Below are 24,847 nucleotides of genomic sequence, written 5' to 3' on the forward strand. Positions count from 1 at the left end.
GATTGCCCGATGTCGTCGCAGGTTAAACGGGGTGTGCGGACAGCCGGCGGTCGAGCAGGACGGCGCCGCGGCCGGGCAGCAGCGAGGCGCACCACTCACGCAGTGCCGCCGGTTTGGGACCGCCGACGTCGGCGGTGTCGAGCAGGGCGGCCCAGTCGAGCAGCGACTCGGCCAGCATGAGCGGCACCCCGCTGCGTTCGTGCACCTCGGCGGCGGCCTCGAAGTGCTCGCCGGCCCGCCGCGGGTCGCCCATGGTCACGCACAGGTGGGCCAGGTAGTGGTGGCCGCAGTGGTGGGCGACCGTGCCGTGGCCGAACGTCTCGCCGTCGGCCGCCAGGGAGGCGTACAACCGCTCGGCCAGTTCCGGGCGGCGCAGGTGGGCGGCGGCCACGGCCAGGTTGTCCAGGGCGGGCCGGTGGGCCATGTTCCGCGGCGGCACCGCGCCGCGGTCGGCCAGGATGCGGTCGAGCAGCGGGCCGGCCTCCTCGTCGCCCATCTCGCACAGGTAGCGCAGCACGGCGTGCACCGGGTCCACCTGCGGCGCCTGGGCGATGCGGCGCAGCCGGTCGCGCAGCTCCCACAACCGTCCCTGGAGTCGGCGGATCTCGGAGATCTGCTCGGAGTAGATGGCCACGGCCTCCAGGCGGCGGCCGATCTCGGAGCCGAGCCGCATGGCCGACAGCGCCTCGGACTCGGCCTGCGACAGGTCGCCCTGCATGAGCGTCAGGCCCGCCCTGGAGTAGCCGATCAGCCAGTTGAGCTGCGGCTGGGCCAGGCGGCGGGCCAGTTCGTCGGCCTGGTCGAGCAGCGTGGCGGCCCGCGCGGTGTCGCCGCTGTCCAGCACGGGCGGGGTGCGCTGCACGTAGGCCTGGAACAGCGCCAGGTCGTCGCCCGTGCGGCGGGCGGCCTCCAGCATCTCGTCGCCGTCGCGGTGGCGCTGGTGCAGCGGGTCGGCCGGGATGATCGTCAGGCTGCGCATGCCGAGCACGCTGGCCAGCGTGCGCGGATCGCCCGACTTGCGGGCCAGCGCCACCGCCTCGTCGCTCAGCGCGAAGCGCCGCTCGCCGTCGGGCGCCCAGATCAGCTCGGAGGCGAGCTGGGCCGCCAGCAGCGCTCTGGTGCTCAGGTCGGTGGAGTCGACCAGCTTGCGCGCCTCGGTCAGCAGCGCGATGCGGCGCTTGTCGGTGGCGGCGGAGATGCTGGAGAAACCGCGGTCGCCGCCGAGCGCGGCCACCACGATCAGGTCGTCGCGCCCGCACTCCCTGGCCAGCTCGGCCGCCTGGTTGAGGGTCTGCCTGGCCTCCGGGTCCCCGGCCAGCCACATCGCCCGGCCGCAGTCCATCAGCAGCTCGGCGCGCCGCTCGGGGGAGGCGCCGGGGAAGTCGGCCAGCAGGCCGAGCACCCGCTGGTACCAGGTGACCGCCTCACGGTGGGCCAGCCCGGCCAGCGCGTGGCGGGCCGCCTGCACGCCGGCCTCGGCGGCCTCTGCCGTACGGCGGGGGTCGCGGCCGTGCTCGGCGGCGGCCAGCAGGTGGGTGGCCACGACGTACGGGCGTGACTCCATGGCCTGCGGGTCGGCCTGGCACAGCGCGTCGGCGACCCGGCCGTGCAGCAGCCCGGCGCGCGGGGCCGACAGCGTGGCGTACAGGGCGGTGCGGGTCAGCTCGTGGGAGAACTGGCACTGGCCGCCGTCGGCCATGGTCACCAGGCCCGCGCCCATGGCCTCCTCGACGGCGGCCACGAAACGGGCCTCGTCCAGGCCGAGGCCGAGGCGCAGCGCGGCCGACTCCATACGCTCGCCCACGGCCAGCAGGCTGACCAGGTCGCGGGCGTCCGGGTGGAGCTGGGCCAGGCGCGCCCTGACCATCCGGGTGACCGAGTCGGGCACGGTCAGCCCGTCGAGGTCGGCGCCCGAGGCCAGCTCCCTGGCCACCTCGGTGACCAGGAACGCGTTCCCGCCGGTGATCCGGTACAGCAGCTCGGGGTCGCCGTCGCTGCGCACCTCCGACAGGGCCCGGCTGACCTCGTCCATGCCGAAGGAGGAGACCTGCACCACGCGGCCGTCGGCGGTCAGCTTGTGCAGCTCGGGCATCGCCGACTCGACGGGCACCGGGCGCGAGGTCGCCAGGATCAGCAGCGGCAGGGCGTCGGCGTCGTACATGAGGGAGTTGAGCATCTGCAGCGACTCCAGCGTCGCCCACTGCAGGTCGTCGATCACCAGCAACACCGGACGTACGGTGGCCAGGCGCTCGATGAGCGTACGGGCCGCGGCCATCAGGTGGTAGCGCTCGGAGACCGGCTCGGTGGCGGGCGGCACGGCCAGCGACAGCGGGGGAGCGGCCAGCGACGGCGCGAGCCGGACGAGCTGCCCGCACTGCTGGTCGACCCCGGCCCGCAGCAGCAGCGCGGGCGAGGTACGGGCCAGCCGCTCCACCGCGCCCGCGATCGGCTCGTACGCCTGCCGCGCCGGATCGGTGCACCGCCCCGCCAGCACCGTGAACTGCCGCTTGAGCGCCCGCCGCGCCACGACCGAGGCCAGCCGGGTCTTGCCGACGCCGGGATCGCCCTGGAGGATCACCAGCCCGCTGCCGAACTCGGCCGCCCGCAGCTCCTCCTCCAGCGCCCGCAGCTCTTCGTCCCTGCCGACGAACGGCAGCATGTGGCCGCTGTCCAGCCAGGGCGCCAGGCCGCCGGCGTGCTGGTTGTCGGCGCTCTGCCAGTGGAGCTCGTAGGTGTGCATCGGCTCCCGCAGGCCCTTGCCCGGCAGCCGGCCGAGGTCCTTGAACTCGTGCCGGCTGCGCCCCTGGGCCAGGCGGCGCACCAGGTCGGTGCAGAGCACCTGGCCGCCCTCGGCGACCGCGACCAGGCGGGCCGCCTCCACCGTGGGCAGCCCGCTGACGTCGTCCTCGCCCCAGCACACGTCGCCCGCCGCCAGCGCGGCCCTGATCGAGATCTTCTCCAGCGCGCGTTCGTTCTCGGCCGCGACGGCCTGCTCGACCGCGATCACCGCGTCGAGCCCCGCCGTGGCCGAGCCGAACACCGCCATCAGCCCGTCGCCCAGGCTCTTGGTGAACGTCGAACCGCTGGCCGTCACCACCGAGTGCAGGAGCTGGTAGAGGCGGCGGAAGACGACGTTGGCGCGTTCCTCGCCGAGCCTGATCCGCATGGCGGTGGAGCTGACCACGTCGGTGAACAGGATCGTCGCGGTGGTCAGCGTGCCTGGCTCGTGCGGGGTGCTCACGCGGGCAGCTCCTCCCTCGCGCGTACGGGCGCCCTGGCCGCCTTGCCGACGCCCTTCCGTACGCCCTTGCGGACGCTGTGGCGGAGCTTACGCGTCCGGCGCGCCGTCTTCGACTGCTTAATGCGCCACTGGGAGGCCAGCTCCTCCGGGATCTGGAACGCGGCGTGCCCGCCCGAGTAGCGGTCGATCATGGCGATGACGATGTGCCTGCCCGCCCGGCGCACCAGCCAGCGCATCACCGCGTCGACCGGGCCCATCAGGCGGCCGTAGCGGTTGCCCGCCCTGGCCAGCGCGAACAGCGCGTTGAACCACCACGCCGGCGGCGGCACGTCGAGCAGCGCCGGGACCTGGTCGGCGTTGTGGCGGGCGTCGCGGAAGACCCAGTGCACCAGGCTGCGCGGCAGCTTACGCCAGCCCAGGGCCATGAACTCCTCCATCTCCGCCAGCAGCACGGCCATCAGCCTGCGGCCCTCGTCGCTGGACTCGTACAGGCGGCCGAGCCGTTCGCTGACCGGCGGCACGTCCTGAAGGGTGAGCGGCCGGTCGCGGCACGCCTCGACGCCCATGAGGTGGCCGAAGACGCTCCACGTGTACAGGTGGGCGGCCTTGTCGTCGTCGCTGAGGCGCACCCCCATGCTCTCCAGAGCCTCCCACGTGACGACCGAGAAGTCGAAGATGGTGGCCAGCAGCAGTTCCTGGTTGACCGGCGGGCCGTACCTGGCGGTGTCCCAGTCGTCGCCGAAGTGCTCGGCGGCGAGGGCCCGTACGAACGAGTGCAGGATGCGCAGCCCGATCGCCGTCGTGTGCCCCGGACGGCCGGGCGCCATGCTGTCGGTGGCCTTCAGGCCCATGACGTCCACCAGCATCTGGCCGGTCTCGGCGACGCGGCGGGTGAGGCTGTGGGTGGCCAGGTCCGACACGCCGGCCAGCACCTTGGCGCTGGAGACCTCGACGTAGGCCATGGGCAGGCATTTGCAGAACAGCGCGACCGACTGGTACAGCCCGTAGTCGGCGAACACCGACTGGCCGCGGGCCAGCAGCGCCGCGTCGTCGCCCCACTCGGGCAGGTCCTTGTTGAAGTCGATCGCGTCGAAGATGGCCGAGGGGCCGGTCTCTCCCGAAGGCGTCCTCGCCTCCCGTTTGGCCCGTCCGAGCTCCATCACGACCGCGTGCAGCATGGACAGCGCGTTCTCCCCGTCGGCCCTGCCCTCCAGGTAACCGGACACGATCTTGTCGATGTCCGGGTCGGCCTGCTGCCTTAATTGCCGGAAACGTTCCGCCGGCCAGCGCTCGGCGGCGCCACTCTCGTGCTCGTTCATGTTCCCCGTACTCCAGATCGGGTCAGAGACCTCCGCGCTTCCGCAGGGCCTCGACGTCCAGCAGCGTGATCGCGCGCCCCTTGATGGCGATGAGGCCGCGGGCGGCGAGCGACTGAAGGGCCCGGTTCACCGCCGGCCGCGACGCGCCGATCAGCGCGGCGAGGTCGGACTGGGTCAGCCCCGGCATGTCCACCACCGGTCCCGCGGTCTGCCCGCGCTTGACCGACAGTTGCAGCAGCAGCTTGGCCAGGCGCCCGCCCAGGTCGAGGAAGGCCAGGTCGGCGGCCTGCCCGGTGAGCCGGCGCACCATCTGCCCGAGCATGCGCAGGAACTCGTCGGCCAGCCCCGGATGCTCCCGCATCAGCTCCAGCAGCCGCGCCCTGGGCAGCGCGAAGATCCAGCAGGGGCGCACGGCGATGATCGAGGCCGAACGCGGCGAGTCGTCCAGCAGCGCCATCTCGCCGAACGTCTCCGCGCGGCCCAGCATGTTGAGCACGATCTCGTCGCCGTGCTCGGTCGTGAAGACGACCTTCACCAGGCCGTCCAGCAGCACGTACAGGGACTCGCCAGGGTCCCCCTGGTGCAGGATGATCTGCCCCGTCCGGTACCGCCTGGCCACCCCGGCCCGTACGGTGCTCGCGATGCCGGCCGCCCCGAGTACGCGGAACAACGGGACCTCCGCCAGCACGGCGGCGACCGCCTGGACGTCGTGTGGAACCGCCCCGCTGCTGGCGCTCATGGAAGAACTTTAGGACGCATTCGGCATTCGGGCAGCAAGTGGTAAGCGATCTGCCGAATGTGACGAGCGCCACACCCGCACTGTGTCGTCCGCGACAGTGCGCGAAGGTCACCCGGAGCAACGTTGGGGTGCCGGCCGAGTGAGGTTGACCCCCAAGGACCCCGGCCGGCGGGGAGACGATGATGCAGTTGGATACGTTGGAGCGCCGCGACACCGCCGCCCTGGTCTCGGACGCCCAAGGAGGCGACGCCCAGGCATGGGAGCGGCTGGTCGAGGAGTTCACGCCGATGCTGCGGTCCAGGATCCGGCGCTTCAGGCTGGGCCACGAGGACGCCCAGGACGTGCTCCAGACCACCTGGATGCTGGCCTGGCAGAACCTCAAGCGCGTCGAGGACCCCCAGCGCATGCCCGGCTGGCTGGCCACGATCGCCTTCCGCGAGTGCCTGAAGCTGACCCGGCGCACCAAGGAGATCTGCACGCCCGACCTCGACACGCTGGGCAGCACCGACGACGTCGACCGGGAACTGGCCAGGATCTGGCTGGCCGGCACGCTGGAGGAGCTGGTCGAGGAGCTGCCCGCGGCCCAGCGCGTGCTGTTTCGAGCACTCACGGAAACCTCCGAGCCCCACTACGTCGACGTCGCCCGCAGGCTGGGCCGTCCGGTCGGCAGCATCGGCCCCACCCGGGCCCGCTGCTTCGCCAAGCTGCGCGGCCTGCTGCAGGACCGCGAGATCACCAGAGACTTCTTGGACTGAGTGCTACTTTCCTGACCGGTCAAGAGGGATCGCCTCCAGGAAGGGCTCGAAGTCGAAGCGCGCCATCTCGTAGGCGTCGGGATCGGTCTCCTCGGGGAAGGCGTACACCTTGCGCCGCATCTCCGGCAGCAGCCGGGCCGTCTCCGGCTCGCCCGGCATCGGCTCCGGCAGCGTGCCGCGGGCCATCTCCGCATCGAGCACGGCGGTGAGCTCGGGGTCGAACGGCGGGTCGTAGAGCGCGCCCACCCGCTGGTAGGTGCGGAAGTAGCTGACGATGAAACGCATGCGGTCGGGGTAGGACACCCAGTCGATCACCCCGGCCGTGGCCTGCTCGACGTCGTCCGGGATGAACTCCTCGGCGAGCTTGCGCACCTTCTCGTTCCGGATGGGCCGCCAGGCCAGCGTCATGTCCACGCCCGGGGGCGCGGTGAGCGGACGGCCGACCTTGATGTCGCTGAGCGGCGTGCGTACGGAGAACAGGTGGCGGGTGTAGAGCGAGGACCACTTGCCCTCCAGCACCCGCGTCAGCCACGGCTGGTCGTCGTGCCGGGCGCTGAACAGCGGGAAGCGGGGGAAGGGCCGCCGGGTCACCAGCGAGCGCAGCGACCGCCACGACACCCGCGTCAGCCACCGCACCGGCCGGTACAGCACCAGCTCCAGTGCCTTCTGCGCGCGCTTCTGCTCGTACGCCGACAACGCGACGCTCGCCCCGAACATCAGCTCGGCCCGCTCGTCGGGGTCGGTGGCCGCCCGCGCCTGCGACAGCAGCAGGGCCGCGTCCCGCAGGTAACGTTCGTCGGCCTCCTCCAGCAGCCCGGACAGGAACTCCGGCGGCATCGGCGTGTTCTGCGACTCCGGGCTCACCTTGACGTAGCAGTCGGGCGTGCCGTTCCACAGGTTGGCCGCCAGGCTGGCGGTCTCCAGGAAGATCGCCCGGTTGGCCAGCGCCAGCCCGAGCTGGTAGCTGGGCCCGAGCAGGGTCAGCAGCGTGGCGCGGAACAGGCGCCGAAGGCGCGCCGGCACGTGCAGCCGGTCGCCGAAGCCGGTCAGGAAGGGTGAACCGGGGGTCAGGTCGAGGCTCTCGCCGACCGCCTTGGAGGTCCACTTGGCGTAGCAGTACCAGTTGGTCGCGTCCTGGCCCAGGTGCTGGGCCAGGTCCCCGGCGACGCGGTGGTAGCCATGGGCGATGACCATGGCTTCCAGAGCAGGGTTCCTGTCCTTGCAGGCGGCGATGCGGAGGACGTCGTCCGCCGTCATCGGAACGCCTGGCGCAAGCGCTTGTTCCACTTCGGACATGGGGTCTCCCGTCATTGGTCCCCCCTGGGACCATCGATCGCTCACCGGGTCAGAGCGCCCCCGGTGACGTGAGATACAGCGCGGCGGTCTCGCATTGCCCCGTGGCCGCCAGCCCGGAGCGTAGGGCGGGTGACTTGCGGCCTGGTTGCAGGGCGCCGGGCGTCCCCGGCGGGCGCCGGCCGCCCCGGAAGGGGCCCGGGGCGGCCGGCGCTCATTCCTTCACCGAGATCTTGCTGATCACGACGAAGCCGCCGAGCGCCCCCGCGGAGCCGGCGGCCGTCGTCGTGGTGAGGTTGACCACCAGGTCATAGGTGCCGGGCCCGAGCTGGCCGCGCATCGGGACGGAAGCGGTGTACCGTCCCGAGCCAGGGGTGAAGGTCATCTCCACCGGTGGTGCGGGATGACGGGTCTCACCACCTCCCAGCAGGTCGGCGATGATCTCCAAATGCCAGCGTCCCGCCAGCCAGTCGACCAGTTCGCCGGCGACCTCCCAGCTCACGTCCACGGTCCAACCCTCGCCACAGCGCACGACGTTCGTGGGCTGTGCGCCCGGGTCGACAACCTGGCCGTGGAGCACGCCGTTCAACTGCTCGGCCGAGACCTTCATCACCTGGAACTCACCGGTCGCCATGTCGCTGTCTCCTTTCCGGGGGGAACCAGGTCCCCGTACGGAGAGGCAGAGGGGCGGGACGGCCAGGTAAATACCGGGTGTATTCGACGATACAAACGGGTCCTTCAGGCCCTGATCAGCAGGTCGCCGGGGCCCTCTCAGCCACCTGCCCGAGCCGCGCCGGCACCCGGTGATCGCGACGCCGGTACGGTGGTGGCGTGACCGACCACCACCCGCCCTCGGACGCGCTCGTGTCCCGGCTCACCGGCGACTGGCTGGCGCTGGCGGGCGGCTCACCGGCCGCGCGGGCCGCCGGGGCCGAGCTGATCGCTCGCTGGGCCGAGCCCCACCGCCGCTACCACACCCTCCACCACCTCGCCGCGGTGCTGGCCGCCGTCGACGACCTGGCCGGGGAGGCCGCCGACCCCGCCGCCGTACGCCTGGCCGCCTGGTTCCACGACGCCGTCTACGACGGCAGGCCCGGCTGGGACGAGGAACGCAGCGCCCAGCTCGTCCAGGCCCGCCTGCCGCGCTGCGGGGTGCCGCCGGGCCGGGTCGCCACGGCCGCCCGGCTGGTCCGGCTGACCGCCGCCCACGACACGGTGGCCGGCGACGACCGCGACGGGGCCGTCCTGTGCGACGCCGACCTGGCCGTGCTGGGCCGCCCCGGCTACGACGCCTACGCCGCCGACATCCGCCGCGAGTACGCGCACGTGCCCGACGAGCTGTTCCGGCTGGGCCGCTCCCAGGTGTTGCGCCGGTTGCTGGCCGCGCCGCGCCTCTACCGTACGGACCGGGCCCGCGAGTTGTGGGAGGAGCGCGCCCGCGCCAACATGAACGCCGAGCTGGCCCGCCTGGACGCGGCGGGTTAGGGCGTGCGGCGCTTGCGGCGGCGCAGCCCGGCGGCGATCAGGCGGCGCAGCAGCTCCTGCGAGCCGACCGGCTCGGCGCCCAGCGACACCGCCCGCGCGTGCACGGTCTCCGGCACGTCGTAGTGGTCCCGGTCGAAGGCCCGGCCCGGCACCCCGAGCTGAGCCGCGAACGCGTGCAGCTCATCCAGCGAGCTGTCGCTGACCAGGTGTGACCACATCAGGCCGCGCGGCCCCGGCCAGTTGGGGGGATCGATCAGAACCGTCACGCCCTCAAGGGTAGGACCCTGCCGCGCACGCTCAGCTCGCCCAGATCGGGCACCACGACGTGCGCGCCGTGCCCGGCCAGCGCGGCGGCGTCGTCCGGGTCGTCCCGGGTGACCGCGACCACCAGCCCGAAGCCGCCCTTGCCGCCCGCCTGCACGCCCGGCAGCGCCGCGTCCACCACGGCGGCGCCGGCGGCGGGCAACGCGAGGCGGCGTACGGCCTCCAGGAACAGGGCGGGGTGCGGCTTGCCCGGCAGGTTCATCAGGGCCGCGTCGTTGCCGTCCACGACCAGGTCGAACAGGTGGGCCACGCCCGCGGCGGTCACCAGCCTGCGGCCGTGCAGGCTCGCCGAGACGGCGGCCGTGCGCGCGCCCCTTCGGCGCAGCTCGTGCAGCAGCGCCACGGTGGAGGGGAAGGCGGCCACGCCGTACTTGTCCACCTGCGCGATGAAGATCTGGTCCTTGGCCAGGCCGAGCCCGTGGACGGTGGGCGCGCCCGGCTCGTCGTCGGGGCCGCCCTCGGGCACGCCGATGCCGCGCGAGGCGAGGAAGGTGCGTACGCCGTCGAGCCGCGGCCGGCCGTCGACGTGCCGCAGGTAGTCGTCACGGATGTCGAACGGCGCGGAGCGGCCGCGCAGGAAGGCGTCGAAGACGTGTTTCCAGGCGGCCGCGTGCCCCCGGGCGGTGTCGGTGACCACGCCGTCGGTGTCGAACACGACGGCGCCGATCGAGGCCAGGTCGATGACGGGCTCGTTCACACTGTGAACGTAACCGCTCTACCAGGCGACGGGTAGCTCCTTGACGCCGTAGACGATGGCGAGCTCCCTGAACGGCACCTCGCCCGATACGTGCAGGCCGGGGAAGCGGCGCAGCAGGGCGGGGAAGGCGATGCGCATCTCCATCTGGGCCAGCGGCGCGCCGATGCAGCGGTGGATGCCGTGGCCGAAGGCCAGGTGCGAGCCCGCGGTCTCCCGGCCGGGGCGCACCTCGTTCATGTCCGGGCCCAGGGACGGGTCGCGGTTGGCGCCGGTCAGTGAGCACAGCACCATCTCGCCCTTCTTGATCTGCACGCCGTGCAGTTCCATGTCCTCGCGGGCGAAGCGCGGGAAGGCCACCTGCACGACCGTCATGTACCGCAGCAGCTCCTCGACCACGTCGTTGACGTAGCCGTCCACCTCGCGCACCTTGGCCGCCTGCTCCGGGTTGCGCATGAGCCACAGGGCGCCGAGGGCGAGCATGCTGGTGCTGGTGTCGTGCCCGCCGGTGAGCAGGCCGTCGGACATGCTGGCCAGCGTACGGTCGTCGAGGTCGTCGCCGTGCTCGCGCAGGAGCTGCCCGAGCAGGCCCTCGCCTGGGTCGCGCCGCTCGCGCGCGACCAGGTCCACCAGGTACGCCATCGCGTCGTTGATCGCCTGGAGGGACGCCTCGGGCCCGGCCGACAGGTCGAACCGGTCCTTGCTGATCTTGACGAAGTCGGCGCGCTCCTCGTACGGGACGCCGAGCAGCTCGCACACCACCAGCGACGGGATCGGCAGGGCGAAGTCCTCCACCAGGTCGGCGGGCGGGCCCTTGGCCTCGATGCGGTCCAGGTGCTCCTCGACCATCGCCTCGATGCGCGGCTCCAGCCGGCGCAGGCGGCGCATGGTGAACTCGGGGGTCAGGTACTTGCGCAGCCGGGTGTGCTCGGGCGGGTCGCGGAAGCCGAGGCCGCCGGGGTCCTCCTGGTTGGAGCCGAGGCCGGAGATGCCGGCGAAGTCGTTGCTGAAGCGCTCGTGGTCGCCGAGGACACCGCGCACGTCCTCCCATCGCGTGACCAGGTGCACGGTCTGGTCGCCCGGGATCTTCATGGGGAAGACGGCGTGCTCGTCCCGGATGCGGCCGAGTTCGGCGACCGGGTCGAAGTCCTCGCGCATGAACTGGACGAAGGGGAACTCTGTGTCAGACATGGAAATCCGTCCTGCTGGGATACATCACACGATGTTGGGATAAATCCCTCGGTAGATGGTCCCATCCGGACAGGCGGCTGGTGCCCTCCGAAAGGACGAATTTACCTCTCACCCTGACGTCCCACCCGCCCGACCGCATGGCCGCCCACCCCGCCGCCCTCTGCCGTTCACCCCGCTGCAGGTCCGGCCGCTCGTCGGGCCGCTCATCGGGTCGCTCATCGGGACGGTATCGCGGCGGCCGCCTCGTCGGGCAGGGGGAGCGTACGGTCGCGGGCCCGCAGGGGCGGCTCCGGCGGCGGCGCCTCCATCGAGAACGACGGCGGCACGGGCTTCGGCCTGCGCGGCTCGCGCACCCCGCCCCCGCCTTCGGGCGGATCATCAGGGGGACGGGTGCCGGGGGAGGAGCCGCCGGGGCCGGGCGGCTCGCCCGGCCCGAAACCCGGTCTCCAGCTCGGCGCCCCGCTGGCCAGAGCTCGGCGGCGGCGAGATCGCTTGCTCACGATCCCCTCCTTTCGCCTCATTGTGCGCCGCGCCGCAGGCCACCGGCTAGCCACAACCCCCTTCCGGTACGGCGTGTGTCACAGGAACCGGTGGGAGACAGGGGAAATCGGTGGCGTTTGGCGTACAAGGGGTCGACAGTCTGCGATGATCTCGTCGGTAGACAAGCTGGAGTTGAGCCTCGCGGATAGTGACTGATGCCGACATTTGAGGAAATAGCAGCCTTCGTCGCCGAGAAGCCGTTCGCCACCGCCGTCATCGCCCTGCTGGGCCTGGCCGGGCTCGTGCTGGCGTTCCTGGTTCTCAGGATGGCCTGGAGGGCGGCTGTCTGGTTATTCGCCCGCTACGTCGCCGCCCGCCCCGTCGAGGACGTGCTGACCATCGTCGCCGCCTCCATCGCCACGGGCGTGTCCGCCCAGGGCATGTGGCGCTTCTCGGGTGACGTACTGGGCCTGGACGGGCCGCTCCGGCTGCTGCTGTTCGCCTTCATAGAGGTCGCGATCATCACCTCGGCCGTCCGCGCCCGCCGCAACATGCGCGAGAACTTCTCCGCGGGCATCGACGGCATCGCGGTCTGGGCGCTGACCTGCCTGACCGCCGTGTTGTCCAGCATGGACGCCCGCAGCCTCCCCGAGGCCCTCTTCCGCCTGGCCGCCCCGCTGGTCGCCGCCTGGCTCTGGGAACGCGGCATGGCCATCGAACGCCACCGCATCCGCGGCACCGGCCGCATCAACTGGCGCATGACCCCCGAACGCATGCTCGTCCGCATGGGCCTGGCCGAGGTCAGCGACCGTACGGCCTCCGAGGTCGACGCCCACCGCAGGCTCACCCGCGTCGCCCTGGCCGCCAAGCGGGCCAAGGCCCTGCGCGACGGCGGCGGCTCAGAACGCAAGGTGCGCGCCGCGCTGGCCAAGCTCGACAAGGCCATGGACCAGGCCGTCGAGCACACCGGACTGGCCGTCGACCAGCAGCGCCAGGAAGCGCTGCTGGCCCAGATCGCCGCCCTGTACAACACCACCGCGCTCATCGACGCCGACCCGCGCGTGCCGTGGGAGCCCGAGGCCGACCACCGTCCCGTGCCCGCCCGCCCGGCGCTGCCGCCCGCGCTGGCCGAACTCGTCGACGACGAGGACGAGGACGTCGAGGTGTTCGACGCCACCCCGCAGGTCGTCGACACCGCCCAGCGCGCCGCCCAGATCAGGGCCGCCCGCGAGTTCTGGGACCGGCAGATCTCCAAGGGCATCGTGCCGCGTACGGTCGACATCGCCCAGGAGATCGGCATCCCGCTGGCCACGGCCCGCGAGTATCGTGCCCTGTGGAAGCTGGAGCCGCAGGCACACGCCCTGATCGAGGCTCTGTACCAGCAGCACGGCATCGTCGACACCGGCGCCTTCCCGGCCATCGCCGACGACGGGCGGGTGCTGGCCAAGTAGGGGGAGCACGTTTGCGGGAGCGCACGCTCGACCGCGTCAGGAAACTCCTGGCCAAGGCCGAACGCACGGACAACGAGCACGAGCGGGCCACGTTCCTGGCCGCGGCCTCCGCCCTGATGGCCAAGTACGGCATCGACACGCTCCCGCCGCCCGGCACGCGCCAGACCCCCGGCGACCGGGTCGTCATCCTGCCCGCCCCCTGGGCCAGGGAGAAGGCCCGCCTGGTCAGCCTGGTCGCCCAGGCCGTCCGCTGCCGTCCGCTGCTGATCGGGCGCGGCGACGGCGGCCAGCGGGTGCACGTGTTCGGCTTCGCCGCCGACCTCGAACGCGCCGACGTGCTGGCCACGTCCCTGCTGTTGCAGATGGCCTCCGGCCTGGCCCGCGTACGGCCGCCGGGCGAGCTGGCCGCCGCGCGGGCCTACCGGCGCTCGTGGTTGCTGGGGTTCACCGACGAGGTGTACCGGCTGCTGCGCGAGGCCGAGTCGCGCGCCGAGAGCCAGGCGACGGCCGCCGGGACGGGCACCGCGCTGGTGCTGGCCGACCGCCGGGCCGAGGTCGACCTGGCGGTGGCCGCGCACTACCCGCGCATCCGCATGGCGGTTCCGACCACCAGCGGCACGGGCTACCGCGCGGGCGTGCTGGCGGGCCGCCACGCCGATCTCGGCCGTACCGGCATGCCCGCCGCCACCGCCCGCGAGCTGCCCCGCTGAGTTGTCGCCCGCGCCCGGCCGGAGCGGCTCAGCCCAGGGCGGCGGAGACCAGTGAGCGGGCCTCCTCCTGCACCTTGACCAGGTGGTCGGGTCCCTTGAAGGACTCGGCGTAGATCTTGTAGACGTCCTCGGTGCCTGATGGGCGGGCCGCGAACCAGGCGTTCTCCGTCGAGACCTTCACCCCGCCGAGCGCCGCGCCGTTGCCGGGGGCCGAGGTCTGCACCGCCGTGATCGGCTCGCCGGCCAGCGACGAGGCCGTCACCTGGTCGGCCGACAGCTTGGCCAGCACCGCCTTCTCCTCGCGGGTGGCGGGCGCGTCCACCCGGGCGTAGGCGGGCTCGCCGAAGCGTTCGGTGAGCCGGCGGTAGTGGGCGCTCGGCGACTCGCCGGTGACCGCCAGGATCTCCGAGGCCAGCAGGGCGAGGATCAGGCCGTCCTTGTCGGTGGACCAGGGCGAGCCGTCGCGCCGCAGGAAGGAGGCCCCCGCGCTCTCCTCACCGCCGAAGCCGAGCGAGCCGTCGAGCAGCCCGGGGACGAACCACTTGAAACCGACCGGCACCTCGTACAGGCGCCGGCCCAGCGAGGCGGCGACCCGGTCGATCACGCCGCTGCTCACCATCGTCTTGCCGACCCCGGCGTCGGCGGGCCAGCCGTCGCGATGGGCGTACAGGTAGGAGATGGCGACGGCCAGGTAGTGGTTGGGGTTCATCAGGCCGTCGGGCGTCACCACGCCGTGGCGGTCGGCGTCGGCGTCGTTGCCGGTGGCGATGTCGTACGACTGCCGCTGCGCGATCAGGGACGCCATCGCGTACGGCGAGGAGCAGTCCATGCGGATCTTGCCGTCCCAGTCGAGCGTCATGAACCGCCACGTGGGGTCGACCAGCGGGTTGACCACGGTCAGGTCGAGGCGGTGCCGTTCGGCGATCTCGCCCCAGTAGGCCACGCTCGCGCCGCCCAGCGGGTCGGCCCCGATGCGTACCCCGGCCGACCTGATCGCGTCGAGGTCGACCACCGAGGGCAGGTCGTCGACGTACGTGCCGAGGAAGTCGTAACGGCCGGCCGCGGCGAGGGCCTTGGCGTAGGAGACGCGCGAGACGCCTTTCATGCCGTCGGCGAGCAACTGGTTGGCGCGGTCCTGGATCCAGGAGGTGGCGTCGGTGTCGGCGGGCCCGCCGTGCGGCGGGTTGTACTTGAAGCCGCCGTCGGAGGGCGGGTTGTGCGACGGCGTCACCACGACGCCGTCGGCGAGCCCGGACGCGCGGCCCCGGTTGTGGCGCAGGACGGCGTGCGAGACGGCGGGCGTCGGCGTGTAGCCGTCACGCGAGTCGATCAGCACCTCGACGCCGTTGGCCGCGAACACCTCCAGCGCCGAGACGCGGGCGGGCTCGGACAGCGCGTGCGTGTCGATGCCGAGGAACAGCGGCCCGTCGGTGCCCTGAGCCGCGCGGTATTCGCAGATGGCCTGGCTGGTGGCCAGGATGTGGTCCTCGTTGAAGGCCGTCCGCAGGGAGGAGCCGCGGTGGCCCGACGTGCCGAACGCCACCCGCTGCGCCACCTCGGCGGGGTCGGGATGCAGGGCGTAGTAGGAGGTCACCAGCCGGGCGACGTCGACCAGGTCGGCGGGCTGGGCTGGCTGTCCTGCGCGATCGTGCGTCATGAGGCCACTTTACAAATCCGCACCCTTCGGACGGGTGAGCGCGCCCGGCGGCGTGGGAAGATACAGGCGCGTCTGCCTCCAGAATGGAGTTCTGTTTCCATGCGTTTCGGATATTTCCTGAATGAACGGCAAGGGCCCGACCCGCTCGGCGCGCTCCGCGACGAGATCGCCCAGGCGGCCGACGACGGCTTCACCTCGGCCTGGTTGTCGCACATCTTCGGCCTCGACGCCCTCACCGCGCTGGCCGTGGCCGGCAGCCAGGTGCCCGGCATCGAGCTCGGCACCTCCGTCGTGCCCACCTACCCGCGTCACCCGGCGGCCCTGGCCCAGCAGGCGATGACCGCCAACGCCGCGCTCGGCGGCCGGCTGGCGCTCGGCATCGGCCTGTCCCACCAGGTCGTCATCGAGCACATGTTCGGCCTCAGCTTCGAGCGGCCCTACCGGCACATGAAGGAGTACCTCGACGTGCTGCTCCCGGCCTCCCGGGGCGAGCAGGTCAAGGCCGCGGGCGAGACGATCAAGGCCGACGTGCGGCTCACCACGCCGGGCGCGGGCTTCCCGGTGCTCATCGCCGCGCTCGGCCCGCGCATGCTGAAGCTCGCCGGCACGGTGGCCGACGGCACGGTGTTGTGGATGACCGGCCCGAAGACGGTGGCCGAGCACGTCACCCCGACCATCACCGCCGCCGCGGCCGAGGCCGGGCGCGAGGCGCCGCGCGTCGTCTGCGCGCTGCCCGTCTGCGTCACCGACGACCCCGCGGGCGCGGTCGAGCGCGCCAACGAGATCTTCGCCGTCTACGGCTCGCTCCCCTCCTACCGCGCCATGCTCGACCGCGAGGGCGCGGCCGGGCCGGGGAACGTGGCGGTCGTCGGCGACGAGGAGTCCGTGCTCGCCCAGCTCGAACGGCTGAAGCAGGCCGGGGTGACCGACTTCGTCGGCGCCACCTTCGCCAACCGGGAACGCACCCGTGAGCTGCTCATCGGCGCGTCGAAGGGTTCATAGGGGGACATCTCAATAAACTCCGGCAAGGTGAAGCGTTTGCTGCATGGCATAGACGTCTCCAACTGGCAGGGCTCCGTCGACTGGGCCGATCACGCCGACGCCGGGGTCTCCTTCGCCTTCGCCAAGGCCACCGAGGGCGGTGACTACACCGACAGGTGGTTCGCCCGCAACTGGAACGGCATGCGCGAGAGCTGGATGGTCTGCGGCGCGTACCACTTCGCCAGGCCCAAGGGCGACCCGATCGAGCACGCCCGGCACTTCCTGGCGGTGCTCAGGTCGGCGGGCGGCCTGCGCAGGGGCGACCTGGTGGCGCTCGACCTGGAGTCCGGCGACGGGCAGCGGCCCGAGCAGGTCGCCAGGTACGCCCGCCGCTGGTGCCACCACATCGAGCGGCACGCCGGCCTGCGGCCCTTCGTCTACACCTTCCCCTGGTTCGCCCGCGCGGGGAACTGCGCGGGCCTGGCCGAGTACCCGCTGTGGATCGCCTGCCCGGAGAAGGCGCGCGGCGAGCCCATCGTGCCCTCGCCGTGGCGCGACTGGACGATTCACCAATATGCCAACAGCCCGCTCGACCGGAACCTCTTCCACGGGACCCGGCAGGACCTGACAAGGCTGGGGTTTCACCCGCGATAGCATCGGTGTTCACCATCGAACCAGCCTCGGTGCCGGGCATCGAGCGCGATCCAAGGGAGACATCGTGTCAGCCGAGCTACGCATCACCCTCGCCGGAGCCGAGCGTGTGGTCGCGGCCGGCACGACGGCCGGCGAGGCGCTGGAGGCCGACGGCCGCACCGTCGTCGCGGCCCGGGTCAACGGCGAGCCGCGCGACCTGGCCCACCCGCTGGCCCAGGACGACGTGGTCGAGCCGATCGAGGTCGCGAGCGAGGACGGCAGGGCCATCGTCCGCCACTCCACCGCGCACGTCATGGCCCAGGCCGTCCAGGAGCTGTTCCCCGAGGCCAAGCTGGGCATCGGCCCGCCCGTGGAGAACGGGTTCTACTACGACTTCGACGTCGCCCAGGCGTTCAACCCCGACGACCTCAAGCGCATCGAGAAGCGCATGCGGGAGATCGTCAAGCAGGGGCAGCTGTTCTCCCGCCGGGCCGTCAGCGACGAGCAGGCGCGCGAGGAGCTGGCGGGCGAGCCGTACAAACTGGAGCTGATCGGGCTCAAGGGCGGCGCGGCCGAGGAGGAGAGCGTCGAGGTCGGGGCCGGGCAGCTCACGATCTACGACAACCTCGACGCCAAGAGCGGCGAGCTGTGCTGGAAGGACCTGTGCCGGGGGCCGCACGTGCCCTCCACCCGGTCGATCCCGGCGTTCAAGCTCATGCGCACCGGCGGCGCCTACTGGCGCGGCAGCGAGAAGAACCCGCAGCTCCAGCGCATCTACGGCACCGCCTGGGAGTCCCGCGACAAGCAGGACGAATACCTGAAGATGCTGGAGGAGGCCGAGCGGCGCGACCACCGCAGGCTCGGCGCCGAGCTCGACCTGTTCTCCTTCCCCGACGAGCTGGGCTCGGGCCTCGCCGTCTTCCACCCCAAGGGCGGCGTGATCCGCAAGGTGATGGAGGACTACTCGCGGCGCAGGCACGAGGAGTCCGGCTACGAGTTCGTCAACACCCCGCACATCACCAAGGAGAACCTCTACCAGGTCTCGGGCCACCTCGACTGGTACAAGGACGGGATGTTCCCGCCCATGGAGCTGGAGGGCGCCCGCTACTACCTCAAGCCGATGAACTGCCCGATGCACAACCTGATCTTCAGGGCGCGCGGGCGGTCCTACCGCGAGCTGCCGCTGCGGCTGTTCGAGTTCGGCACGGTCTACCGCTACGAGAAGTCGGGCGTGGTCCACGGCCTGACCCGGGTTCGCGGCCTGACCCAGGACGACGCGCACATCTACTGCAGCCGCGAGCAGATGCGCGACGAGCTGACCTCGCTGCTGCGCTTCGTGCTGGAGCTGCTGCGCGACTACGGTCTTGAGGACTTCTACCTGGAGCTGTCCACCAAGGACCCGGAGAAGTACGTCGGCTCCGACGAGGCGTGGGAGGAGGCCACCGCGACGCTGCGCGAGGTGGCCGAGGCCGAGAACCTCCACCTGGTGTTGGACCCGGGCGGCGCGGCCTTCTACGGGCCGAAGATCTCCGTCCAGGTGCGCGACGCCATCGGCCGCACCTGGCAGATGTCCACGATCCAGCTCGACTTCAACCTGCCCGAGCTGTTCGACCTGCAGTACCAGGCGGCCGACGGCTCCCGGCAGCAGCCGGTCATGATCCACCGGGCGCTGTTCGGCTCGGTCGAGCGGTTCTTCGGCGTCCTGGTCGAGCACTACGCCGGGGCGTTCCCCGCGTGGCTGGCGCCGGTGCAGGTGATCGGCATCCCGATCGCCGACGCCCACGTGCCCTACCTCCAGGACGTCGCCAAGCGGCTGCGCGAGCGGGGCATCAGGGTCGAGGTCGACGCGGCCGACGACCGCATGCAGAAGAAGATCCGCAACGCGCAGAAGGCCAAGGTGCCGTTCATGTTGCTGGCCGGTGACGACGACATCGCGGGTGGCGCGGTGTCCTTCCGTTACCGCAACGGCGAGCAGAAGAACGGCGTGCCCGTCGAGGAGGCCATCGCCGAGATCGTCAACGCCGTGGAGCGCCGCGTCCAGGTGTGACGCGCGTCCGCCTGGCCTGAGCCGTTCTCCGGGCGGCTCAGGCCCATCGGCGAGCGGCCCGTTAGAAGCGGAACAGGCGGAACGGGATCGCCGGGTGGCCGCCGAAGCGTGCGGCCGCCTCCCGCGCGGAGCCCTCGATCAGCTCGCGGGCGTAGGCCTCCGGGTCCTGGTCGGTCAGGGCCTCGATGTAGGCGCGGTGCTCGACCAGTGACCGTACACCGCGTTCCAGGCCGCCGGTGACGTCGACGGCGTGGGTGGGGGAGTTGGAGCCGGCGACGGCGACCCAGCGCACGCCGTTCCACGGCGGGGCCTCGGTGTCGGGAAATATCCAGCGATTTCCGGCGTCTCCGGCGGCGTCCAGCACGGCCCGGCCCACCGCCCGGTGATCGGGCGTGTTCCAGTACGTGCCGCCCCACGTGTCGTCGGGGTTCAGGGTGATCACCAGTTCCGGACGGTGCCGGCGGATCGCGGCGGCGATGTCCCGCCTGAGCGCCGGGCCGTACTCGATCACCCCGTCGGCGTGGTCGAGGAACTCCACGACGTCCACCCCGACCACGGCCGCGCTGGCCCGCTCCTCGCGCTCGCGCACCGGGCCGCACTCGGCGGGGGCGATCGTGTCGATGCCCGCCTCGCCCCGGGTGGCGATCAGGTAGGAGACCTCGCGCCCGGCGTCGGTCCAGGTGGCGACGGCGGCGGCGCAGCCGTACTCGAGGTCGTCGGGGTGCGCCACGACGGCCAGGGCACGCTGCCAGTCCTCGGGCATGGGTTCGAATCGATCTGCCATGTCCCCACCCTAGGGGGGCTCGTCCGGACCGGCTCACGGCCGGGAGGGCGGCCCTTCGCCCGGGGTCCTATGCTGCTTGGTATGCACGATCAGGCAGGGGCCGGGGCCCCCGACAACTTCCAGCGGCTGTGGACCCCGCATCGGATGGCCTACATCAAGGGCGAGAACAAGCCGACGGGCACCGGTCCCGGCGACGGGTGCCCGTTCGACGCGATCCCCGCGATGGACGACGAGGACGGCCTGATCGTGGCCAGGGGCGAGGTCGTCTACGCGGTGCTCAACCTCTACCCGTACAACTCGGGCCACCTGATGGTCGTGCCCTTCCGGCACGTGTCCGACTACGACGAGCTGACCCCGGCCGAGGTGGCGGAGCTCGGCGAGTTCACCCAGAGGTCGCTGCGGGCGCTGCGCAAGGCCAGCGGAGCGCAGGGCTTCAACGTGGGCATGAACCTGGGTCACGTCGCGGGCGCCGGCATCGCCGCCCACCTGCACCAGCACGTGGTGCCGAGGTGGGGCGGCGACACGAACTTCATGCCGGTCGTGGCCCAGACGAAGGTGTTGCCCCAACTCCTGCGCGACACCCGGCAACTCCTGGCCGACGCCTGGACGGACTAGCCGCGACCACCCGGCCTGGCGGGCTCACGGAATAACGTCATACCCCCCGGTGGTATTAAGGCGTGACCGAAGGAGTCCGTCATGCCACACGTGATCCGCAAGCCCGGCGTCCTCGGCGGGACCTCGCTCGCCGTCTTTCTCGCCGGCGTGCACTTCGTCAACGACGCCATCACCGCGATGCTCGGGGCCCTGCTGCCGACGTTGCAGGTGCGCTTCGGGCTCGGTCCGGCCCTGCTGGCCGTACTCGTCGCCGTCTACTCGATCTCGTCGTCGGTCACCCAGCCGTTCTTCGGCGCGATGGCCGAGGACCGCAGCCTGCGCGTGGTCGGGGCGGCGGGGGTGCTCATGGCCTCGCTGTTCCTCAGCCTGATCGGCGTCGCGCCCGCGCTGGCGGCGGTCTTCGCCCTGCTGATCGTCGGCGGCATGGGGGCGGCGGCGCTGCATCCCGTGGGCACGGCGGTGGCGGGCGGCCCCACCGTGCCGAATCGAACGCTGGGCGTGGGACTGTTCACCGCCGGTGGGATGGCCGGGTTCGCCCTCGGGCCGGTGCTGATTCTCTCCGTGGTCTCGGCGTTCGGGGTCGAGGTCACGCCGTGGCTGATGGTGCCCGGCGTGCTGTTCGCCGTACTGGTCTTCCTGCTGCTGCCCGACTGGGAGCCGCACGGCCGCCGTCCGCTGCGTACGCTCTTCCGGTTCCGGCTGCTGCGCGGTCCCATCGGCGGGCTCACCCTGGCCACGAGCCTGGCGAGCCTGGCCTTCATGACCTTCACCAGCTCGATGCCCCTCTGGCTGGTCCGCGAGCACGGCGTGGCCGCCGACGCCGGGCTGCTCGGCTGGACGCTCGCCGTGTTCTCGCTGGCCGCCGGGCTCGGCGCGCTGCTCGGAGGCGTGCTCGCGCCGCGCGTCGGCCGCCGGCCCGTGCTGATCGGCTCGCTCGCCGCCGCGCCGGTGCCGCTGATCGCGATCGTGACGCTCGAACCGGGCGGCGTCCCGTACTTCCTGGCCGCCGCGCTGGCCGGCGCCCTTCTGTACGTCGGCAGCCCGATCACGGTCGTCATCGCGCAGGACCTGGCGCCCGGTGAGCCGGCGAGCGCGGCGGGGATGGTTCTCGGGGTGTCCGCCGCGGTGGCGGGAGCGCTCTACGCGGCTCTGGGCTGGCTCCAGCAGGCCGCCGGGCTCGGCGTCGGCATGGTCACCGGCTTCGTGCTGGCCGTCCCCGCGGCGCTGGTCGCCCTCATGGTGCTGCGGCGTCACCCGCAGGCCGGACGCTGACCCGGCGCCGCCCTAGTCGGCCGTACGGGCCAGATGGCCGGCGGTGGGAGCCTCCGCCGGCTGCTCGCGCCCGAGCGCGCCGATGCCCACCGCGAGCAGCAGCGGCACGGCCAGCGCCAGCGCCATCGACAACACCGCGGCCCCCGAGTCGTTGACCAGCATCCCGATCACCCCGCTGACGAGGGTGCCGATCAGCCCGGCGCGCAGCGCGGGGGAGTGCCGGAACGCCGCCGGCACCACGCCCGCGCTGGCCTGGTCGGGCCGCAGGATCGCGTAGACGAGGAAGGCCACGGCCGCGATCACGATGGGCATGAGGTTGGGGCTGAGCAGCGTGGCCAGCATGGCCTGCAGCTTGCGGAAGATCACCTCGAACGCCTCGCCGCTGAGCACCTGGCCGACGAACCTGCCCAGGTGGGTCTGCTCGTCGGGCGGACGCAGGTAGTTGAGCACGGCGAACGTCATCACGATCACCGCCCCCGCCACGCAGAACGCCCCGAGTTTCACGATCGACACCCGCTTGCCCGCCACCAGCAGCGCGGTCACCGCGATGCCCGGCACGAACGCGATCACGCCGCCGAAGTCGCTGCCCATGCCCGAGCCGCCCAGCACCATCGCGAACGCCCCGAGCACCACGATCGCGGCCACGCCGGGCCGCCCCGGCCACCGGTGGGCGATCACCGTGGTGGCCAGCAGCGTGCCGGTGGCCAGCAGCGCGAACGGGATGTTGCCCAGGCCGTAGTAGCGGGCCCCGACCTCGGCGCTGTAGCCCATCACGCTGTTGAGCTGCAACGTCGTACCGGTGAGCAGGTCACCGGCGAGCGTGACGGCGGTGACCCCGGCCACCACGGCGAGCGGGCCGAGCGGACGGCGCCGCCAGGGGCCGCCGAAGGCCAGCGCGGTGACGGCGGCGACCCAGCCGAGCACCCCGGCGATCAGCTGGGGCAGGCTCGACCAGGGCAGCAGGTTGACCAGGTAGCTGGAGACGGGCAGCGCGGCCAGCGCGACCGCCGCGAAGCGCACCGGCGACAGGCCCTTGCGCCGGCGCAGCAGCAGGAACGCGATCACGTAGAACAGCACCTGCAACACCGCCACGACGGTGAAGTAGATGCCCTTGACCGAGCGGATGGCCTGGGCGGTGTCGTCGCCCCGCCGCAGCCGGTCGATCGTCGCGCCCGGCTCGCCCACCTGCAGCGGCACGCCGATGACCGTGGCCGGCGCCGGCACGCCGAGCTTGGCCAGCACGGTCGCGGTCAGGTCGGGCAGGATCGAGATGTCGGCCCGGCGGGTCGAGGCCGCGCCGAGCAGCCGCCCCTGCGCCCCGGGCTCGCGCAGCGCGGCCACCCGCAGGTGGGGCACCGAACCGTGGTCGGACAGGCCCGCCAGCAGCACGGTGGTGCCGGCCGGCAGGACCGACAGCAGCGCGCCCGCCTTGGCGTCGGCCAGCCGCAGCGCGTCGCGGCGCTCCCGCGGGCCGAGCTGCTCGGGCACCTTGGGCAGCTTGCCGCTGGTCAGGTAGGGGTGGACGAGGTCGTCGACGTCCATGGCGATCATCGGGCACTGCTCCAGGTCGGCCGTCCTGACCTGGAGCGGGGAGGCGTGGTAGCGCGGCACCGCGCCCTGCCGGTCGGCCAGTGCGAGGGCGGCGCCGGGGCCGATCGCGATCGAGCAGCGGCCGGCCGCCTTCAGCGTCTCGCCCAGAATGCCGGCGTTGCGCTGCCCGGCCACGTCGATGAGGTAGCGGTAGTCGGGGATGACCGCCCCGGTGCCCCGCGTCTCGGGGGCGGGCGGCGCGCCGCAGGCGTATCCGGCGGCCGACCTGGTGCCCGCCGACACGGTGAGCCATCCGTCGTACGGGCAGGTGATGTTGCTGACCGTACGGACCGACAGCAAGCCGATCGCGCTGCCGCGGGTCAGCTCCCACAGGTTGGGGGCGTCGGCCTGGGTGACGTCGTCCCAGGCGAGGCCGGGGACGCCGATGAGCGCCACCCTGCCGGTGTCGCGCGCCACGCCGTCGGCGGTGGCCGGGCCCTGAAGGCCGAGCAGTACGGAACCGGCCAGAACGGCCAGCACGACGAGCGCGCGCCTCACCCGAGGACCTCCAGCGATCGATGATGTCCGTGGCACGCCAGAGCACGTCATGATCCGGCGCCACCGGTTCCCCTACCTTCTCACGGGCCGGGAGGCGCGCGGGGCGCTTCAGCCGCCTACGGGGGTGAGCCAGTGGCGGTAGCGGTCGTCGCGGCCGTGCACGGCGGCCTCGTAGGCGTCGGCCAGCTTGCCCGTGACCGGGCCGGGGCCGCCCAGTTCGCAGTGGTCGACCGCGCTGACGTGCACGATACCGGCCGCGGTGCCGCAGACGAAGACCTCGTCGGCGGTGTAGAGGTCGGTGCGCAGCAGGTCCTGCCTGGACACGGTCAGCCCGAGGTCGGCCGCCAGCCGTCCGACGGTGTCCTGCGTGATGCCCTCCAGCGCGCCCGCGTGCGGCGGGGGCGTGGCGAGGACGCCGTCGCGCACGACGAACACGTTGGCGCCGGTGCACTCGCTGACATTGCCGGCCGCGTTCAGCAGCACCGCCTCGTCGTAGCCCGCCTGGAGGGCCTCGGCCTTGGCCATCACCGAGTTCAGGTAGGGGCCGGTGGCCTTGGCCGCGGTCGGCACCACCCGGTGGTCGTTACGCTGCCACGAGCTGGTCATGAGCCGCACTCCCGAGTCGAGCAGCGCCCCCCACTCCCAGGACGCGATCGACACCACCGTCGGGCAGGCGCGCGCCGCCACGCCCATCTCGCCGTAGCCGCGGTGCGCCAGGTGGCGGATGTAGCAGGAGGACTGGCCGTTGGCGGCGACCGTGGCGAGCGTGGCCGCGCGCAGTTCGTCCAGCGTGTACGGCAGCGGCATCCCGATGATCCGCGCGCTGCGCTCCAGCCGTCGCAGGTGCTCGTCGAGCCGGAAGACCGCCGGGCCGGCGGGCGTGTCGAAGGCCCTGGTGCCCTCCAGCACGGCGGTGCCGTAGTGCAGGGCGTGCGTCAGGACGTGCACACGGGCCTCGGCCCAGGGGACCAGCTCCCCGTCCATCCAGATGTGCTCGGCTTCCCGCATCGTGCCGCTCCTCCCCGTAAATGGCCACCAACAAGCACAATAAGTAGGCCAATTCATTGATAAGTGGCACAATAACGGGA

22 protein-coding genes are annotated in these 24,847 nt (G+C 72.3%); 9 read left to right on the plus strand and 13 right to left on the minus strand.

The genetic code is table 11. The features are described 5' to 3' along the window. Positions 1 to 22 precede the first annotated feature (22 nt). From IEZ27_RS39240 to IEZ27_RS39250, 3 genes are read right to left on the minus strand one after another with little or no spacing between them, the layout of a single operon-like run. Complete coding sequence (locus IEZ27_RS39240) at positions 23 to 3,241, minus strand: ATP-binding protein (protein ID WP_189651914.1); 3,219 nt, start codon at positions 3,239 to 3,241, stop codon at positions 23 to 25. Beyond that, on the minus strand, positions 3,238 to 4,560 hold the full coding sequence (locus IEZ27_RS39245; RefSeq protein ID WP_189651915.1) for an oxygenase MpaB family protein: 1,323 nt from the start codon (positions 4,558 to 4,560) through the stop codon (positions 3,238 to 3,240). The genes IEZ27_RS39240 and IEZ27_RS39245 overlap by 4 nt, the downstream gene beginning before the upstream one ends. 22 nt (positions 4,561 to 4,582) lie before the next feature. Then, entirely contained in the window at positions 4,583 to 5,299 is a 717-nt protein-coding gene (locus IEZ27_RS39250; RefSeq protein WP_189651916.1) for a Crp/Fnr family transcriptional regulator, read from the minus strand. A gap of 179 nt (positions 5,300 to 5,478) precedes the next feature. Here IEZ27_RS39250 and IEZ27_RS39255 point away from each other — a divergent pair, with 179 nt between their 5' ends. Next, the gene (locus IEZ27_RS39255; RefSeq protein ID WP_194521995.1) at positions 5,479 to 6,054 is read left to right on the plus strand and encodes an RNA polymerase sigma factor; all 576 of its coding nucleotides are present in this window, start codon (positions 5,479 to 5,481) and stop codon (positions 6,052 to 6,054) included. 3 nt (positions 6,055 to 6,057) lie between these two features. Here IEZ27_RS39255 and IEZ27_RS39260 read toward each other — a convergent pair whose 3' ends face one another. Both IEZ27_RS39260 and IEZ27_RS39265 read right to left on the minus strand, forming a co-directional pair. Then, complete coding sequence (locus tag IEZ27_RS39260; RefSeq protein ID WP_189651918.1) at positions 6,058 to 7,311, minus strand: hypothetical protein; 1,254 nt, start codon at positions 7,309 to 7,311, stop codon at positions 6,058 to 6,060. 250 nt (positions 7,312 to 7,561) lie between these two features. After that, the gene (locus tag IEZ27_RS39265; RefSeq protein WP_189651919.1) at positions 7,562 to 7,981 is read right to left on the minus strand and encodes a hypothetical protein; all 420 of its coding nucleotides are present in this window, start codon (positions 7,979 to 7,981) and stop codon (positions 7,562 to 7,564) included. Between the two features lie 197 nt (positions 7,982 to 8,178). On the opposite strand from IEZ27_RS39265, the gene IEZ27_RS39270 reads away from it, so the two are divergent. Further along, complete coding sequence (locus tag IEZ27_RS39270; RefSeq protein ID WP_229824756.1) at positions 8,179 to 8,832, plus strand: HD domain-containing protein; 654 nt, start codon at positions 8,179 to 8,181, stop codon at positions 8,830 to 8,832. Here the strand turns inward: IEZ27_RS39270 and IEZ27_RS39275 are convergent. From IEZ27_RS39275 to IEZ27_RS39290, 4 genes are all read right to left on the minus strand, one after another. Further along, positions 8,829 to 9,098 (minus strand): DUF4031 domain-containing protein, encoded by a 270-nt coding sequence (locus tag IEZ27_RS39275; RefSeq protein WP_125635565.1) that lies wholly within the window; start codon positions 9,096 to 9,098, stop codon positions 8,829 to 8,831. The genes IEZ27_RS39270 and IEZ27_RS39275 overlap by 4 nt on opposite strands. Then, the gene (locus IEZ27_RS39280) at positions 9,095 to 9,853 is read right to left on the minus strand and encodes an HAD family hydrolase (protein ID WP_189651920.1); all 759 of its coding nucleotides are present in this window, start codon (positions 9,851 to 9,853) and stop codon (positions 9,095 to 9,097) included. Before IEZ27_RS39280 ends, IEZ27_RS39275 begins: the two co-directional genes overlap by 4 nt. Positions 9,854 to 9,871: 18 nt before the next feature. Continuing rightward, complete coding sequence (locus tag IEZ27_RS39285) at positions 9,872 to 11,041, minus strand: cytochrome P450 (protein WP_189651921.1); 1,170 nt, start codon at positions 11,039 to 11,041, stop codon at positions 9,872 to 9,874. 215 nt (positions 11,042 to 11,256) lie between these two features. Continuing rightward, on the minus strand, positions 11,257 to 11,541 hold the full coding sequence (locus tag IEZ27_RS39290; RefSeq protein ID WP_189651922.1) for a hypothetical protein: 285 nt from the start codon (positions 11,539 to 11,541) through the stop codon (positions 11,257 to 11,259). Positions 11,542 to 11,736: 195 nt separating this feature from the next. Here IEZ27_RS39290 and IEZ27_RS39295 point away from each other — a divergent pair, with 195 nt between their 5' ends. Both IEZ27_RS39295 and IEZ27_RS39300 read left to right on the plus strand, forming a co-directional pair. Continuing rightward, positions 11,737 to 12,972, plus strand: a complete 1,236-nt coding sequence (locus tag IEZ27_RS39295) for a hypothetical protein (protein WP_189651923.1) — start codon at positions 11,737 to 11,739, stop codon at positions 12,970 to 12,972. Between the two features lie 11 nt (positions 12,973 to 12,983). Then, positions 12,984 to 13,682 (plus strand): DUF2786 domain-containing protein, encoded by a 699-nt coding sequence (locus IEZ27_RS39300; RefSeq protein WP_189651924.1) that lies wholly within the window; start codon positions 12,984 to 12,986, stop codon positions 13,680 to 13,682. 28 nt (positions 13,683 to 13,710) lie between these two features. On the opposite strand, the gene pgm is transcribed toward IEZ27_RS39300, so the two are convergent. Next, positions 13,711 to 15,339 carry a phosphoglucomutase (alpha-D-glucose-1,6-bisphosphate-dependent) gene (pgm, locus tag IEZ27_RS39305; protein ID WP_189651925.1) on the minus strand — a complete coding sequence of 543 codons (1,629 nt, stop codon included), beginning with the start codon at positions 15,337 to 15,339 and terminating at the stop codon, positions 13,711 to 13,713. 99 nt (positions 15,340 to 15,438) lie between these two features. On the opposite strand from pgm, the gene IEZ27_RS39310 reads away from it, so the two are divergent. The 3 genes from IEZ27_RS39310 (at position 15,439) to thrS (ending at position 19,000) form a co-directional block, all read left to right on the plus strand. Further along, positions 15,439 to 16,341 (plus strand): TIGR03564 family F420-dependent LLM class oxidoreductase, encoded by a 903-nt coding sequence (locus IEZ27_RS39310; protein WP_189651926.1) that lies wholly within the window; start codon positions 15,439 to 15,441, stop codon positions 16,339 to 16,341. Positions 16,342 to 16,377: 36 nt separating this feature from the next. After that, complete coding sequence (locus tag IEZ27_RS39315) at positions 16,378 to 16,974, plus strand: glycoside hydrolase family 25 protein (protein WP_189651927.1); 597 nt, start codon at positions 16,378 to 16,380, stop codon at positions 16,972 to 16,974. Positions 16,975 to 17,038: 64 nt separating this feature from the next. Further along, the gene (thrS, locus tag IEZ27_RS39320) at positions 17,039 to 19,000 is read left to right on the plus strand and encodes a threonine--tRNA ligase (RefSeq protein WP_189651928.1); all 1,962 of its coding nucleotides are present in this window, start codon (positions 17,039 to 17,041) and stop codon (positions 18,998 to 19,000) included. Positions 19,001 to 19,061: 61 nt separating this feature from the next. Here thrS and IEZ27_RS39325 read toward each other — a convergent pair whose 3' ends face one another. Beyond that, entirely contained in the window at positions 19,062 to 19,784 is a 723-nt protein-coding gene (locus IEZ27_RS39325) for a PIG-L deacetylase family protein (protein ID WP_229824757.1), read from the minus strand. Between the two features lie 81 nt (positions 19,785 to 19,865). On the opposite strand from IEZ27_RS39325, the gene IEZ27_RS39330 reads away from it, so the two are divergent. Continuing rightward, on the plus strand, positions 19,866 to 20,399 hold the full coding sequence (locus tag IEZ27_RS39330) for an HIT family protein (RefSeq protein ID WP_229824758.1): 534 nt from the start codon (positions 19,866 to 19,868) through the stop codon (positions 20,397 to 20,399). 81 nt (positions 20,400 to 20,480) lie between these two features. Continuing rightward, on the plus strand, positions 20,481 to 21,671 hold the full coding sequence (locus IEZ27_RS39335; protein ID WP_189651930.1) for an MFS transporter: 1,191 nt from the start codon (positions 20,481 to 20,483) through the stop codon (positions 21,669 to 21,671). Between the two features lie 12 nt (positions 21,672 to 21,683). Here IEZ27_RS39335 and IEZ27_RS39340 read toward each other — a convergent pair whose 3' ends face one another. Continuing rightward, positions 21,684 to 23,759: a hypothetical protein gene (locus IEZ27_RS39340; protein ID WP_189651931.1), complete on the minus strand. Its 2,076-nt coding sequence runs from the start codon at positions 23,757 to 23,759 to the stop codon at positions 21,684 to 21,686. 108 nt (positions 23,760 to 23,867) lie between these two features. Beyond that, on the minus strand, positions 23,868 to 24,767 hold the full coding sequence (locus IEZ27_RS39345) for a branched-chain amino acid transaminase (protein WP_189651932.1): 900 nt from the start codon (positions 24,765 to 24,767) through the stop codon (positions 23,868 to 23,870). Between the last annotated feature and the right edge of the window lie 80 nt (positions 24,768 to 24,847).

It is taken from the genome of Nonomuraea spiralis, from assembly GCF_014648435.1.
Classification (GTDB): Bacteria; Actinomycetota; Actinomycetes; order Streptosporangiales; family Streptosporangiaceae; genus Nonomuraea; species Nonomuraea spiralis.